The organism is Bacillus cereus group sp. N14, from assembly GCF_016483555.1.
GTDB classification, from domain to species: domain Bacteria; phylum Bacillota; class Bacilli; order Bacillales; family Bacillaceae_G; genus Bacillus_A; species Bacillus_A wiedmannii.
This window is the reverse complement of the sequence record NZ_JAEHBQ010000002.1, coordinates 146787-162446: the sequence shown is the minus strand read 5'-3', so window position 1 is coordinate 162446 and position 15660 is coordinate 146787. Positions and strand designations below refer to the sequence as shown.

Sequence of the window (15660 nt, the reverse complement as noted above, 5' to 3'; positions counted from 1 at the left end):
AATAAAAAACTCCAAAAGCCGCCACCACTCGTTACAAGTGAGAGACGCGCTTTTGGAGTTTCGCAAAAAAGAATGCTAAACAAGCAAATATATTCGTCCTCACTCATAGTCAAAGTATTTACGGTACTTCGGTAGAAACTTGCAGGCCATATCCCCGCGATTATATGAGTGTAGCTAACTATTTATTTTATAGATGGATTATAACGCACTTTTTATACTTTGAAAAGCATTTCTTAATAAAACACGTACAAATTTTATAAAAACATCATTTTCGTTCGAGTTTTGTAAACTCTTACATATTATTTCAAAGTGTCGTTAAAATGATTGGCCCATCTTTTGTAATAGCAATTGTATGCTCATATTGCGCTGATAATTTCCCGTCCATCGTTCTTGCAGCCCATCCATTTAAATCTACTTTCGAATATCGCATACCTACATTGACAATAGGCTCAATTGTAATTACCATTCCTTCTTGTAGTTCAGGCCCTTGTCCTTGTTTCCCAAAATGAAAAATTGCTGGTTCTTCATGAATCTCTTTACCTATTCCATGTCCCGTAAAGTCTCTTGCGACAGAAAAACCTTCATTTGCTACATAACTTTCAATCGCATAGCCAATATCTCCTACATGATTACCGATCATCGCCTGATCAATTCCTTTATACAATGCATTCTCAGCTACTACCAATAACATTTCTGCTTCTTCAGAAACATTTCCAACTCTATACGTCCAAGCAGAATCTGAAAGACCACCATTTAAGTTTACTACCATATCAATTGTTACAATATCACCCTCATTTAAAGGAACATCCGCCGGAAACCCATGACACATTTCATCATTTACAGATGCGCATATCGCATATGGATACCCGTTGTAACCTTTCTGCTGAGATGTTGCACCATGCTTTTCTAAATATGCTTCAACAAACGTATCAATTTCTTTTGTCGTAATACCTGGTTTCATCATTTTGGCAACTTCCCTATGACATGAAGCAAGTAATTTCCCAGATTCATGCATCAAATCTATTTCATTTTTCGTTTTAATTGTAATCATTCTACCTCTCCTTGCTAAACCTGCTATTTGCTACTAAAGTTCAATCATACACATCCTCTGTCAAAATTTCAAAACTCCCAATTACAACAAGTATAAAAATATGTATCCTATACTTCTAAATCAAAATAAAAAAACAGAAGATCCCCTCTGTTTCTTAATCATTTTTACATATATAATTCATTTTCAAAAATTCAAAACAACTACCGTTCGTCTTCTGGATAAACGTTCCAACTGCTTCGAATCCTGCTCTTTTATACACTTTAATTGCTCGCTCATTAAATGTTGCTACTGATAACGTTATATAATTGCATCCGTATTTTTCTTTACTAAAAGCTAGTCCAGCGTTTACGAACTGTAAACCACATCCATTTCCAATTATATCAGGTCTCATTCCAAGACCTATATCAACCGTTCCATCATTTATTTTACAAACAGTAAAAAAACCAATGAGAGTGCCGTTTTCCTTCACAGAAAATGTATGATCTCCTCTACTCTCATCATGTAAAAACTCAGCTAAATCTTCTTCATCTGCCTCTATATCATAAAAAGAATATTCCCCTTCATAATGCCAGTTATATGCAATTTCTTCCGCTTCTTCTTGCGTCATTACTGTATATGTATAAATCATTCTTCTATCCCCTTTAAAAAAAGAGCTGCAATTAAGCAGCTCTTTTTTATAACCCATAGATTTCTTTATACTTCGCTTCTAAATAATCTGCTAAGTAGTTTGCATTTAATCCTTCACCTGTCACATCTTCTAAAATTTCAAGTGGCTTTTTCGTTTTACCGTATTGGTGAATATTTTCTGTTAACCATTCACGAATTGGTGTTACATTTCCTTCTTCTAATAATGCATCAAAGTTCGGAATGTCTTTTAACATTCTTTGCTTAAATTGCGCTGCATACATATAACCAAGCGCATAAGATGGGAAGTATCCAAATGAACCACCAGCCCAGTGAACATCTTGCAATACACCTTGCGCATCGCTTTCCGGACGAATTCCTAAATATGCTTCCATCTTATCATTCCAAGCCGCTGGCAAATCCTTCACTTGTAATGTACCATCAAATAATTCTTTCTCAAGTTCATAACGAACCATGACGTGAAGCGGATATGTAAGCTCATCTGCTTCTATACGAATGAACGATGGCTTCGATTCGTTAATCGCATCATAAAATTCATCTATTGATATATCATTGAATTGACCATCGCTATACTCTTTTAATAAATCATAATTTTTCTTCCAGAATGATTTATTACGACCGATAAAGTTCTCAAAGAATAATGATTGTGACTCATGAATACCCATAGAAGTTCCACTACATAGCGGTGTACCTTCGAATTTCTCTGCAATATTTTGTTCATATACAGCATGGCCACATTCATGAATTGTTCCAAACACTGCCATACGGAAATCTTTTTCATCATAGCGTGTTGTAATACGAACGTCCCCTCTATTTAATGTAATCTCAAATGGATGTACCGTTTCATCAAGACGACCTGCTTCAAAGTCATAATTCAATTGCTTTAATAACTCTAATGTAAAGTTCTTTTGTTTTTCTTTTGAAAAATGTTCTGATAAAGCACTTGTCTTTAATCTCTTTTGTGACTCCGATATTTCTTTTACGAGCGGAACGATACGCTCACGAAGTTGACCAAATACGTGATCTAACACTTCTACTGTAATACCCGGCTCATACATATCTAATAATGTATTATATTTATATGTTTCGTAACCCCAATATGTAATGAATTTCTTTTTAAATTCAACTATTTGTTCTAAATACGGACGGAACATTTCGAAATCAGATTTTTCCCGAGCTTCTTCCCACACACTTTCCGCTTTCGCTTCTAATTTCACATACGCCTCGTATTCCGCTTGTGGAATTTTCTTATTTCTATCATATTCTTTACGACACTCTTCAACCATTTTCTTCGTCGTTTCAGAAAGTTTATCTTCACTTATTAAAGCTTCAAGCTCTGTTAAATAATTTCCCATCTCATCTGAAGTTGACATGACAAACACTTCTGATGAAAGCATACCAATTACTTCTGAACGCTGGTCTACACCTTTTTTAGGCGCACCTGTTCTTAAGTCCCAAAACATTAAGCTTAATGCTTCCCCGTAATTCTGTATCTTCTTCACATATGTTAAAAATTGTTTTTCTACTTCATATGTAGCTACTGTCATCGTATAAAACCTCCCTTTTCTACCTCAAACTTAATTCGACATGGAAATCTAAATTCCTTTTATGATAGAAAAAAAGCTTGGCAAGCGCCAAGCTTTCTCCTTATAATTCTTTACCTTCTACTGGTAGTACGTTTTTCACCGCTTCTATCACTTTCTCATCTTCTGTATCAGATAAGAAGATTGATATAGCACCTTTATCGTCGCTCGTACGAATTAAACGTCCAATCCCTTGACGAAGACGTAAAATCATATACGGTACATCTACATCCCAGAATGGATCATTTACATGTTTACGCTTCGCTTCAAACACAGGATCGTTTGGAGGGAATGGTAATGACCAAATAATAACATGCGATAATGACGAACCAGGAATATCTAAACCTTCCCATAAATGAACAGCACAAAGTACAGTCTCTTCTTCATTTTGGAAACGAGAAACGAGCTGACTAATTTCTTGATCCCCTTCATATAGGAACGGAACGGACATTTGTTCTTTACTTACATATTCTTTAAACGCTGCAAGTTCTTGTGTTGTACGGAATAATACAAGTGTACGTCCATTTGTTTTCTGTATATTTTCAAGTGTATATTGACACTTTCTTTCCCATTCGTTCTCTTTCGTATGCGATAGTAAGTTTACTACCATTTGCTCCTCATAATCAAACGGTGAGGCAACTGAGAATGATAAGTAATCTTTTACCCCTAGGCTATTTGCTGTAAATGCGAATGAATCATTGTTAGATAATGTAGCAGAAGAGAAAATATACGGGATTTTCTTCGAGAATACTTTCTCTTGTAACACTTCTTCAACTGCACGTGGCATAATCACTAACGTGAAGGCTCCATCACCTTCTTCACCCCATGTAATTACATTTTTCTCGTGCATGAACAGACGAAGTGAATGTTCTAATACATCTAAATGTTCATCAACGATATTTAAATCATACGTGTTTACTGTATGCATTTCACTTTCAAATACTAATGCATCACCGACTTCACCAATTTTCGCATAAAGTCTATTCGCTTCAGCTGTTACTTTTTCTGTCACAGTAATTTCTAAACGATCGGAACCGGCGATTTCCTTTTTATTTTCTTGTAACACATCAAAGAATCGCTCTGTTTGCCAAATTGTTTCTTCTACTAAATGTGCAAACTCTTCACGAATATCATTTTGCAACAATCTTGTTAAAAGTTGCTCCATCATCGTTTGCTTTAAACGATATGTTAAAGCTTTTTGAGCTGCATATTCTACAAGATGTCCTTCATCGAATACAACGCAGCTACTTTCAGGTAATAACGGAATTTGCCCTTCACGCTTACGAGCATCGTACGTCCAAATATGATCCATGTAGAAATCTTGAGAACAAATAATTAAATCTGCCGCTTTACGATAATGTTCACGAGAAAGAGTTTGACCACAACGATGACGAGAATCACAAGTGAAGCAATCTTGGAAGTAATCCCAATTTACTTTTGACCATTCCTCATCATTTAAAAGTGGAAATTCTTTTCTGTCGCCGTAGTGAGTAAAGTTTTGCATCGTACCATGATCGAATACAAACTGTGGTAATTCGTAGTATACATCTTCAATTACTTCTGGAGCTCGTCCACTCATAACATCTTCAAGTTTACGTAAACATAAATAATTATCCATTGATTTCGCAAGTCTAACATCAACAGATAGTCCTAATGCTTCAGATAACTTAGCAATGTCTCCTTCTTCTTTCACAAGCTGCTCAATTAACGTTTCATCAGCACAAGCGATAATAGCTGGTTTTCCAGTATAACGCGCATAGCAAATTGCATATAGAAGATATACAATTGTTTTCCCTGTTCCTACACCCGCTTCTGCGAACATTACTTTCTTTTCTTGGAAAGCACGCTCTAATTGAAACGCCATAAAAATTTGTTCATCACGCTCTTCAAAGCCTTTTTCCGGAAGGATATCGTAAAACACATCTCCAATCCATTCATTCAACTTATCATAAAAATTATCTTGTTTTCCTACTTCAAATGGTAATCTCTTCTCAGTAAACATCCTTAGCCTCCAACCAAAAAGTTTTTCTATAAAAAGATATAGCAACTGCTACTCATATGTGTGCAGCCACTTTCCCCTGTTGTCATACATAGAAATACACGAAAAAAAATTTTCCTTTCGAAAAAGGAAAATTTTTTTCTATATTAATGACTTTAAATACCGTTTATCAATCGTTGTTTCGTGTGAAAGAGCTGACAAATATTCTTCTTGTGCTTTTTGTATTTCCTCTACAATCGCACCTTGGCTATCCACTTCTTTCCCGATCTCATCATACGTACGATGAATAGCTTTTTGAATCATAGATAATTGGAAACTATCCATATCACGTCCTCCTTTACGCATTACATAATAGCCAGTATATGCGCGCTGGAGGAGTTTTATACTATGAATTACGCGGTGGACGTTTTCCGAAGTATTGGTAGTAATCTGTACGGATAAATCCATTAAACAGTTTACGTTTCTTCGATGCATCTTTTCCATAACACTTTTCAAATGCTTCGTAGCTTGTTAATACATACGCTGACCATGTATCTAATGGGCGGAATACTTGTCCCATTTCTTTGTACAATTGTTCAACGAGTGCTTTTTCACTTAAACGTTCTCCGTATGGAGGATTCGTTACAACATAGCCATAATCCTCTTTTGTCGTGAAATCTTTTACTTGCATTTGTTTAAATGTAATTAAATCACTTAAGCCCACTTCTTCTGCATTATCTTGAGCAACTCGGATCATACGATGATCAATATCTGATCCAATGATTTGTAGTGGTTGATTATAATTCGCTAAATCTTCAGCTTCTTGACGAGCTTCGCGCCAATTTTGTTTCCCAACCCAGCCCCACTCATCTGATGCGAAGCCACGGTTAAATCCTGGTGCAATATTTTGTCCAATTAATGCTGCTTCAATCGGAATTGTACCTGATCCACAGAAAGGATCTACGAAAGGACGATCCGGCTTCCAGTTTGTTAACTTAATTAAAGACGCAGCCAATGTTTCTTTTAATGGGGCTTCCCCTTGATCCATACGGTATCCACGTTTATGAAGTCCAACACCACTTGCATCAATTGTTAATGTTGCAATATCCTTGAGCATTGCGATCTCGATACGGAATAACGGACCATCTTCTTCAAACCAAGTTGTACGTTTATATGTTGTTTTTAATTTTTCAACGACAGCTTTTTTAACGATACGTTGGCAATCTGAAACACTGAACAACTCAGATTTTAACGATTTACCAATTACAGGGAATTCTCCATTCTCTGGAATATAATCTCCCCAGTTTAATGCTTTCGTTTTTTCAAACAGCTCATCAAATGTTGTCGCTTTGAATTCGCCAACTTTAATTTTCACACGGTCCGCAGTACGTAACCATAAGTTCGTGCGACAAATCGCCTTTTCATCTGCTTCAAATGTTACTTTGCTATTTTCCACTTGGCATTCATAACCAAGATCACGAACTTCTCGGGCAACTAACGCTTCAATACCCATTGCCGCTGTTGCAATTAAAGTAACTTTTCCCATTTGCATTCACCTCTTATGTATAGTTAAACAATAATTAATAGCAATTTGTCCTATTAATCATTACATTTTACGAAGAATTTTCTCATTAACCATTTTAACTCATAATTTATAACTTCATACAAATAAAAAGCCCTCCTCTAACAAAGGAGAGCTGAGTTATTTCATAGTTGGTTCATAACGTTCTGTAAGCCATGTTCTGTTCCTTTGTACTGCAAACGGCCCACGCCTCGTACTCCGGTGGCAATCATCTATCTACAGGTTATACAACCTGTCCTTTCCCATCGTTCATTTCCTTGGAAAAGATTCCCCTACCATTATTTGGGTTTCTCGCTCGTGGGGTTTACCTCGTTCCACTCCTATCATTTCTTCAAGGACTTCGTCACTGTGGCACTTTAAAGGTAGTCAAACCATATCCGAAAGGACTTAGGTTTTTTCCCTGCCGTTAAACCAGCCTTACAGCCAGAATACCCTAGCTTATGAATTGGCTAGGCACGAACACTACAGCCATCTCAGGCCGTGCGAGCATGGACTTTCCTCTACAACGTTGGCGTTGCAGCGATTACCCAAACGTTATGACATCCATTAGTATAGTGGAAACAAAAAGATTTTGCAATGTTTTTTTCTATGTAAAATGCTTTAACCTTTTTACCACTAGAAATTATTCGTATAACTTACTTCCAAATACAGCTTTTTCTAAATTAGATAGACGTTTTAAAATGTCCGTATTCGTGTTGTTATATACAGGTTGTGCAACTGGTGTTTGTACAACTGGTTGTTGTGGTACTTGCGTTGCTACTAATTTTTGTTCCTCTAATTCACGCTTTAAACGAGCATTTTGTTGCTTTAATTGATCAAACTCCTTGTGGAAAGCTTCATAGTCTTTAATGATCATATCAAGAAACTTGTCTACTTCTTCTTGTTGATAGCCTCTCATGCCTGTTTTAAATTCTTTTTCTAAAATATCTTTCGCCGTTAATTTAATTTTATCCGAAATCATTTTCTTCACCTCAAATTTTTGCCAAAACTTTCATTACCTAAATTTTTTCAGAAACAATGCCTTTTGTCAATCATATATACGAGTACTATATTACATATTACTCAGCATTATTCCACTGTTCCTCTTCTATTATATCTTGTAAATCAGAAAAAAGAATAAAATAACTGTGATAATTTTCTATTTCTCCTTTTTTCTTTGCTGCTTCTACAATATATTTGGGACTCCCTGGTTTTTCTTCATCATATACAGCTAAAAGTGCATCACTTTTTTCAATAAAAAATTGATTTTTTAATTTAAATTGTTCCGGGCTTTCGTACTTCCGTTTCGTAATACTATCAATATGGTCTGCTTGAGAGAGAATACATTCGTAATATTCACGGTTATCTTCCTTCCAGCTTTCTTCTTGTTCTAAAAACGGAGTAAATACCGCTAATTTTAGATCTGGATATTCTACTTGAATTTCAAAAACAACTTCAGCAGCCCATAATTCGACTCCTAACTGCCCACTTATTATCACCCATTCCAAACCTTCTTCTACAAAAGTAGTTAATTTTCGATGCAATGCTTTTTTTATACATTCCACCCCTGGATGATCATTTTTAAATATACCAAGTTCAAATGGCTTATATCCCGTTACAGCAATAACTTTCATATCAACACTCCAATTACAAAAAAAGAACTAGCATTTCGCTAGTTCTAACATATCATTTACTTTTTAAATATTCCACCAACGTTTGGTCCAATATTCGGACCTACTGGTGATACATTGTTTGGTAAAAATGGTGATACGTTTGGTCCGAATGGTGATACGTTTGGTCCTGGTCCAAATGGTGATACGTGATGTCCATGATGTCCATGACCACATGGTCCACATCCGCCGCCGAACCCTGGGTCAATCGGGTCTACAACATTTACATTCGAGTTTGTTTGTGGGAAGAAGTTTTGGTTTTTAATTTGTTGATGATGAACATGTGTTGTATGCGTTGGGAAAATGTGTGGCACCACCGTTGTTGAAAAAGAATGTGTTACACACTGTTTCGTCGGATGAATGACAGGAGCAGTTGTACAGATAGGTCCTACAGGCTTATGCCCTCCAAAACAAGGATGACAATGATGCATAGTTTTTTCTCTCCTCTCTCGTTAAAAAAATCTGACTACACTTTACAATATGAGAAAAGAGAGAAAGCCGTTTGTTATATATACCCATTTATTACAAGGAAATTTGTCTAGCCTTCTGCTTTATACGTAATGCTTTTTATAGACAACCCCCAAGATTACTTACCAAAAAAACCTCCAACTTGCTTTACAATACCTGTCACTTGGTTCATCGCATTCATCATTTGTCCAGCTGTATTCATCATTTTATTTACATCATAGTTACCATCTGAGTTTTTAAATTGGGAAACAAAACTAGAAAATTGACTCGGTTGCTGTTGTTGTTTTTGTTTATTCTGCGTCGGGTACGGTTGTTTTGGTGGATAAAACATCGCTTGTTGATTTCCATAGGGAGATGGTGGTGGCATATAGTATTGTGAATTCATATAAGGTTGCTGTTGTTGATCCATATAGGGTTGCTGCTGTTGATTCGTATAGGGTTGCTGCTGTTGATCCATATAGGGCTGCTGTTGTTGTGGTTGATTCATAAACGACACTTCAAATGGCTGGTAATAATTTTGATTTCCATAATTAGGCTCGAAAGGATACATATTATACCGTAAATATGTATCCGTATTATATTGGTACATATTTTGCTGTGCATATGGATTAGATTGCTGATATACGTTAGATTGTTGAAACATGCATTCTCTCCTCCTTCACATAAGTTTCTACATATATAATATGTACTTGTAAAATAATTTGTGTGGCGGAGTCTCTGTCTATTTTTGTCGGAAGTTTAAATTTTTAAAAAATTAAAAAAGAAAACCCTTCCATGCTATGATAGTGAAGAAGAAGATTCTCATGGGGGAGGAATCAACATGGTATTAGGGGATTTAAAACAAGCGTTTTCTCAAAAAAAGGGGTATTACACAGAGAATGTAAATGAATTGTTAGACTTTGCGAGACATTGGTATCTCGAAGGAAGAATATGCATTTCAGATTACCGAACATTAATAAAAGAATTAGAAATAAACGGTGCAACAAAGCCTACAACAATGACAGAAGCATAAAAAAACAAGAGGGTTTCCCCTCTTGTTACTTACATTGCTCAATTATATTTTGCAAAGTATACGAAATGGCTTGATGTGTTTCAAAGAATCGCTTACCTTTACCTTTATTTACAAAACATTGCAAAACATTTGTCTGTAAATTATCGTACACTTGATCAATTTGCTGTACATGTATATACTTCGGTTTTTCTTCCTTAATCCATTTATAAGCTAATTCTTTCCACACTTTTAATTCCTCATCTACCATATCTACAAATGGTTTCATATCCTTATAAAAATCGTACTCAATCATTTCTCTTTTTTTCACATTCGCTTCATTATTATACTGCATGAGTTTTTCTGAAGATTGTATTAATGCTTCATACTTCATTTTATTCCCACCTTATTATGCACTCACTACGACGTTTTGAAATGCCTTCACCCAATTCCCTTTTTCTTCGTGATGCACTAATTTATTTTCCATATGCTCAATATGCATTTCTGTTATTTCTATTTTATTGCATATTTTTTCACTCGTATCCTTCAATGCATGATTCATTCTAATCCCTATATTCATTTCCAGCAAATCGAGAGAACTTAACATTTGATCCATTGTTTTCATTACATCTTCCTTCTGAACCATCGCCATATACAAAACGCCCCCTTCTTTGCTTTTCCTTTGTCATGTAATTTCGCCGAATGACTCCTCACTCCTGCTCACATGACAAAACTAGTTGTTATTCGTCAAAGAAATCATTTTGTATGTCATTTATAGAAATGGTAACAATACAAAAAGGAGGTGTATGAAAATGGCAAAGAACAAAAACGAAAAAAAGAAAAAACAAAACAAACAAAATAAACCCGAGACTGGCAACCCTAAGTTAGATGGTCCAAACTTCCCTGCTACATAAAGTGAAACTTTAATCCGCGGGTTTTTTGTTCATCCCCACTGATTATTAGCCTTCTCAATCGGGCTTTTACGGGCAGTTGATCCACACCTAAATTCTTTGCTTTCACTGAATTTTGAGACGTGGGTCTTACTGCCCGGCAAGTAGCGGGATAAAGTGAGACTTTAGCGCTTTTACAAAAAGCTAATTTCTGAAGCATCCTTAATCTCTTATATTCATTACGTTTTGAGATTAAATTCTTAGCATACACGGCAGGATTACTTCACATTAAGAAGTCCCGTCTTCATTTATGAAGACGGGACTTCTTTTTTATTATATCACGAACTCATCCATCCTTTTAACAAAACGATTTACGATAGAAGCAACATAGATTTGCTCCCTCTTTCTTTTATACCATTCTGTTATATCAACTTCACCCTTATACTCTTCCAGTAGAAACAACTCATTTATTTCCTTATCTCTACAAAACCAATCTCTCATACTTATTTCCTTATGTGCAACGACAGGATAAACCTCTCTAAGGGCTGGCGTACAAGATTTTCTAGCTTCTCTTACATAATATTCATAATCTGCTCTTGATCCTGTGTGTATAGTTTGCAATGCAAACCTATGGAATAAACTTTTATAATTCGGATGAAACAGTAACTCCGCTAATTTCTGCCCTAGTTCTATACGCTTTTGTAACGTTTCAAATTGATAAACTGAAAAACCATACATCCTCCCTTCAACAGTCGGAAAAATAACAGCACTAATATGAAGCATTTCTTGCAATTTAAAAAGTGCAGTATGGAATACATGTTTTTTAAAATATGCATTCTCAATAACTGGTCTTTGAATTTTATTTTGCTCATTTATAATAAGCGCTGTCATGAGCCTATTTATATCTTTTTTTTCCCAAAAATAAATCCATTCTTTTTCCATGAAAATTGATACGTTAAAATATTGTAACAAATAGAATAGTGGTACCTGCCTCCTCTTACTTTCTTCGTATAACAATAGCTGAGGAAATGCATCTAAAAAAATAATCCAATTCGCTTCTTCATAAGTCAGAAACAAATGTTTTTTTACTGTTTGAGGTAAAACAGTAGCATAATACCTCCCTTTTAAATCAGTCATATTCCATCCCGCATTTCTCGAGACCATACTTGCTAAAAAGGCCCACCTAATTTCACTGTTCCTTACATAATATTCTTGATAAGACTGTGTTCGAGAAATGTTGTCCATATTAGCCATTTCTATTTTCCTCTTAATGTTATAAACGATTGTTTTTTCTTCGTCTGTACAAACCATATTTTTACGATATTGTTTAATTTTCTCATAATCATTCCATGTAAACATAAATAAGTCATCATACCTTTCTTCAAAAAGGTCACATCTTTTTTCATTTTTTGATATAATCACCTTTGTAAGTAATTCTTAACAAGTTGGGAGTGGACACACTATGACCATTCGTTACCCAAATGGAAAAAGGTACAATCAAGCTTCACTACCTCCTAAAACACCAATAAAAAAACATACTTATAGTAATAGAGGTATGTCCCTTGAAGAGGAATTGAATGAAACAAATCAATATTACTTAACCCATAATATTGCATGTGTACATAAAAAACCTACACCTCTTCAAATTGTAAAAGTAGATTACCCCGCTCGAAGTGCTGCAGTGGTAAAAGAAGCGTATTTTAAACAACCTTCTACAACGGATTACAACGGTGTATACAAAGGGAAATACATCGATTTTGAAGCGAAGGAAACAAAAAACAAAACTAGTTTCCCACTTCAAAACTTCCACCTTCATCAAATTGAACATATGAAGCAAGTAATTGCTCATAATGGAGTTGCATTTGTTATTATTAAATTTACACTTTTTGATGAATTTTATTTACTCGATGCGAAACATATTATTGCATTTTGGAACCGTCAAAATAATGGTGGGCGTAAGTCAATTACGAAAGAAGAAATAGAAGTGCATGGATCATTGTTATCATGCGGTTATCACCCTCGGATTGATTATATCCGTGTACTAGACACGGTTTATTTTTCGTGATAGAGTCATCACTAAGGCTCTTTTTTCGACTTTTGAGGGAGAGAATGAAAGGTAGGAGAAAGTATAATGTCAGATAATTATCGTTCTCGTACAGAACGAAATCATGCGAAAAATCAAACGGAAGAAACAAATAAAGAAAAAAAACCAAAGAAAAAAGGCTCCTTTTTCAAGAAGTTCCTTATAGGTTGTCTACTTCTTGGTATCGTTGGTCTCGTAGCTGGCGTTTCCGCTTTCTTTGTTATGGTAAAGGACGCTCCAAAATTAGACAAATCAAAACTTGTCAATCCTTTATCAACAAAATTTCTTGATAAGAACGGAGATTTCTTCTATGAATATGGTGCGGAAAAACGAACCCATGTTACTTACGATCAAATTCCAAAAGTAGTTGAAAATGCATTCCTTGCAACTGAGGATTCACGTTTCTATGACCATAATGGAATTGATTTTAAACGAACTACAAAAGCAGTTATGGAAAATGTCACTGGTGGTTTCGGTTCCCAAGGTGGTAGTACGATTACACAACAAGTAGTTAAAAACTATTTTCTAACGATGGAAAAAACCGCAAAACGAAAAGTGCAAGAATGGTACTTATCTTACAAATTAGAGCAACAATACTCTAAACATGAGATTTTAGAAATGTACTTAAATAAGATTAACTTAGGTAACCGTTCGTACGGTATTGCAACAGCAGCCAAAAAATATTATAACAAAGATTTAAAAGACTTGCAGTTACATGAAGCTGCGATGCTCGCTGGTTTACCCCAAGGTCCTAATATTTATGATCCAACAAAAAAAGAAAACGTTGAACGAGCTACACAACGTCGTAACGTCGTATTATCATTAATGAATCGACATGGTTATATAACAAAAGATGAAATGAATAACGCAATGAAAATCTCTGTAACTGAGGGTCTTCAACCGGCTTCAGAAGTAACTGAGATGAAGTATCAAGCATTTTTAGATGCTGTTGTAAAAGAAGTTGAAAAAGAATATCCCGATATAAATATCGGTTCAGATGGTTTAACGATTCATACAACACTTGACCAAGATGCTCAAGATTATGCTGAAAAAATTATGGATGGCAATCTTATTAAGTATCCGAACGATCAATTCCAAGGATCATTCGTATTTATGGATACACAATCTGGGGAAGTTCGAGCAATTGGGGCTGGGCGTAAAGAAAGTAGATCTACTTTCAAAGGTCATAATATGGCAACTGATTTAAAACGCCAAGTTGGTTCAACAATGAAACCAATTTTCGACTACGGTCCAGCATTCGAGAATTTACAATGGTCTACATACCATCAATTAAACGACTCAGAGTATACGTATTCCAATGGAAAGAAAATACGAAATGCAACAAAGAGTTACAAAGGTGACGTTTCACTACGTGAATCTTTGAAAAAATCATTAAACATCCCGGCTTTAAAGACAGCTCAAGCGGTTGGCCTTCCTAAGTCACAAGCGTTTGCTGAAGGCTTAGGTATGACATTTAAAGACGGCAAAACATATGAATCAACAGCAATTGGTAGTAACGATAGTTCTCCATTACAATTAGCAGGTGCATATGCAGCCTTTGGTAATGATGGTAACTACAATAAACCGCACTTCGTAAAAGAAGTCATCTTCCCAGACGGGAAAAAGAAAAATTTTAAACCGAAAGAACAACGTGCGATGCAAGACTACACAGCTTACATGATTACTGACGTTCTTCGCGACGTAGTAAAACCTGGTTCTGGTGGTACAGGTCCAACAGCATACGTTTCTGGTGTTGACGTAGCCGGTAAAACAGGTACGCAGAACTTTGATGAAGACGTTCTTAAAAAATATGGTATTCCAGCTGATGCAAATAGAGATAGCTGGTTCGCTGGATATACACCACAATATACAATGGCTGTTTGGACTGGTTACGAAAAGGATGGTCCAGAAAATTACATTGGTGATCGCTCTACTAGAATTGCACAACAAATGTTCCAAGTAATGATGAGCAAATTCGCTACAGATAAATCCCGTTTCGAGCGTCCTTCTTCTGTACAAGAAATAAACGGAGAGTTATACGTAAAAGGTGCGAAAAAAGATGCAATTAAAGAAATTAAAGTAGATGCACCTAGTGGTCTTAATGTCACTTTCGATGGCGCTAGTACTGTTACACTAAACTGGTCTGGACCAACAGAAGTTGATGCGTATGCAGCAAGCTATAAAGCGACTGACGGTTCAAGTGGTAGCCTATCAATAAGTGGTACGACAGCTTCTCTTGGTGGTATTAAACCTGGCGTTACTTACAGCTTCTCTGTAGTAGCGAAAAAAGGTACTGGAACAAGCCCTGCAATTGGTGCATCCTTCACTGCACCTGGCGGAACTCCAGACCCGAAGAAAGCTGAAGAAGAGGCTGCCAAAAAGAAAGCCGAAGAAGAAGCTAAGAAAAAAGCTGATGAGGAAGTACAGAAAAAAGCTAATGAAGATAAACAAAAACAAGAAGAAGCTAAGAAAAAAGCTGATGAAGAGCAGCGTAAACAACAGCAACAGCAACAACAAGAACAACAACGTAAACAACAAGAAGAAGCTCAGAAAAAGGCTGCTGAAGAAGAAGCTGCTAGAAAGAAAGCCGAAGAAGAAGCTGCTAGAAAGAAAGCGGAAGAAGAGGCTGCTAGAAAAAAAGCTGAAGAAGAGCAACACAAGCAACAAGAACAACAACAAAATACCGGAGGAGATACACCTCACGCAGACGGAAATGTTGTCACAACAGAGTCTTAATACACAA

General features: G+C 35.9%; 17 protein-coding genes, 1 other RNA gene and 1 riboswitch. Of the genes, 4 read left to right on the top strand and 14 right to left on the bottom strand.

The window, feature by feature from the left end:
* Nucleotides 1-86 precede the first annotated feature (86 nt).
* Nucleotides 87-188: riboswitch (purine riboswitch) on the bottom strand.
* Nucleotides 189-304: 116 nt separating this feature from the next.
* The 11 genes from JDS82_RS04260 to JDS82_RS04210 all read right to left on the bottom strand — a co-directional run bounded on the left by JDS82_RS04260 (nt 305) and on the right by JDS82_RS04210 (nt 9599).
* Entirely contained in the window at nt 305-1051 is a 747-nt protein-coding gene (locus tag JDS82_RS04260; RefSeq protein ID WP_199712752.1) for a type I methionyl aminopeptidase, read from the bottom strand.
* A 154-nt stretch (nt 1052-1205) separates the two neighbouring features.
* Complete coding sequence (locus tag JDS82_RS04255; protein ID WP_048561322.1) at nt 1206-1679, bottom strand: GNAT family N-acetyltransferase; 474 nt, start codon at nt 1677-1679, stop codon at nt 1206-1208.
* 46 nt (nt 1680-1725) lie between these two features.
* Complete coding sequence (gene ypwA, locus JDS82_RS04250) at nt 1726-3243, bottom strand: carboxypeptidase (RefSeq protein WP_061672437.1); 1518 nt, start codon at nt 3241-3243, stop codon at nt 1726-1728.
* A gap of 100 nt (nt 3244-3343) precedes the next feature.
* Entirely contained in the window at nt 3344-5281 is a 1938-nt protein-coding gene (locus JDS82_RS04245) for an ATP-dependent DNA helicase (protein WP_199712751.1), read from the bottom strand.
* A 138-nt stretch (nt 5282-5419) separates the two neighbouring features.
* Nucleotides 5420-5602, bottom strand: a complete 183-nt coding sequence (locus JDS82_RS04240; protein WP_000376889.1) for a DUF3921 family protein — start codon at nt 5600-5602, stop codon at nt 5420-5422.
* A 61-nt stretch (nt 5603-5663) separates the two neighbouring features.
* Nucleotides 5664-6803, bottom strand: coding sequence for a THUMP domain-containing class I SAM-dependent RNA methyltransferase (locus JDS82_RS04235; protein WP_000521230.1), 1140 nt, complete (start codon nt 6801-6803; stop codon nt 5664-5666).
* A gap of 180 nt (nt 6804-6983) precedes the next feature.
* An RNA gene (gene rnpB, locus JDS82_RS04230) (RNase P RNA component class B) lies at nt 6984-7374 on the bottom strand.
* A gap of 87 nt (nt 7375-7461) precedes the next feature.
* Nucleotides 7462-7800 (bottom strand): cell division regulator GpsB, encoded by a 339-nt coding sequence (gpsB, locus tag JDS82_RS04225; protein ID WP_000622425.1) that lies wholly within the window; start codon nt 7798-7800, stop codon nt 7462-7464.
* A gap of 97 nt (nt 7801-7897) precedes the next feature.
* On the bottom strand, nt 7898-8452 hold the full coding sequence (locus tag JDS82_RS04220; protein ID WP_000862919.1) for an SLOG family protein: 555 nt from the start codon (nt 8450-8452) through the stop codon (nt 7898-7900).
* A 56-nt stretch (nt 8453-8508) separates the two neighbouring features.
* Nucleotides 8509-8919: a CotD family spore coat protein gene (locus tag JDS82_RS04215; RefSeq protein ID WP_046955205.1), complete on the bottom strand. Its 411-nt coding sequence runs from the start codon at nt 8917-8919 to the stop codon at nt 8509-8511.
* 155 nt (nt 8920-9074) lie between these two features.
* A complete protein-coding gene (locus JDS82_RS04210) occupies nt 9075-9599 on the bottom strand; it encodes a YppG family protein (RefSeq protein WP_061672435.1) in 525 nt (174 codons plus the stop codon).
* 177 nt (nt 9600-9776) lie between these two features.
* Here JDS82_RS04210 and JDS82_RS04205 point away from each other — a divergent pair, with 177 nt between their 5' ends.
* Nucleotides 9777-9968, top strand: coding sequence for a YppF family protein (locus JDS82_RS04205; protein WP_199712750.1), 192 nt, complete (start codon nt 9777-9779; stop codon nt 9966-9968).
* 25 nt (nt 9969-9993) lie between these two features.
* On the opposite strand, the gene JDS82_RS04200 is transcribed toward JDS82_RS04205, so the two are convergent.
* On the bottom strand, nt 9994-10338 hold the full coding sequence (locus JDS82_RS04200) for a YppE family protein (RefSeq protein WP_000872967.1): 345 nt from the start codon (nt 10336-10338) through the stop codon (nt 9994-9996).
* 15 nt (nt 10339-10353) lie between these two features.
* Nucleotides 10354-10596 carry a hypothetical protein gene (locus JDS82_RS04195; protein ID WP_001252042.1) on the bottom strand — a complete coding sequence of 81 codons (243 nt, stop codon included), beginning with the start codon at nt 10594-10596 and terminating at the stop codon, nt 10354-10356.
* A gap of 85 nt (nt 10597-10681) precedes the next feature.
* Here JDS82_RS04195 and JDS82_RS04190 point away from each other — a divergent pair, with 85 nt between their 5' ends.
* Nucleotides 10682-10858, top strand: a complete 177-nt coding sequence (locus JDS82_RS04190) for a hypothetical protein (RefSeq protein WP_001982922.1) — start codon at nt 10682-10684, stop codon at nt 10856-10858.
* 309 nt (nt 10859-11167) lie between these two features.
* On the opposite strand, the gene JDS82_RS04185 is transcribed toward JDS82_RS04190, so the two are convergent.
* Nucleotides 11168-12193 (bottom strand): DUF2515 domain-containing protein, encoded by a 1026-nt coding sequence (locus tag JDS82_RS04185; protein ID WP_071743578.1) that lies wholly within the window; start codon nt 12191-12193, stop codon nt 11168-11170.
* A gap of 103 nt (nt 12194-12296) precedes the next feature.
* Here JDS82_RS04185 and recU point away from each other — a divergent pair, with 103 nt between their 5' ends.
* Both recU and JDS82_RS04175 read left to right on the top strand, forming a co-directional pair.
* Complete coding sequence (recU, locus tag JDS82_RS04180) at nt 12297-12899, top strand: Holliday junction resolvase RecU (RefSeq protein ID WP_000155588.1); 603 nt, start codon at nt 12297-12299, stop codon at nt 12897-12899.
* Between the two features lie 66 nt (nt 12900-12965).
* Nucleotides 12966-15653 carry a PBP1A family penicillin-binding protein gene (locus JDS82_RS04175; RefSeq protein WP_199712749.1) on the top strand — a complete coding sequence of 896 codons (2688 nt, stop codon included), beginning with the start codon at nt 12966-12968 and terminating at the stop codon, nt 15651-15653.
* Nucleotides 15654-15660 lie beyond the last annotated feature (7 nt).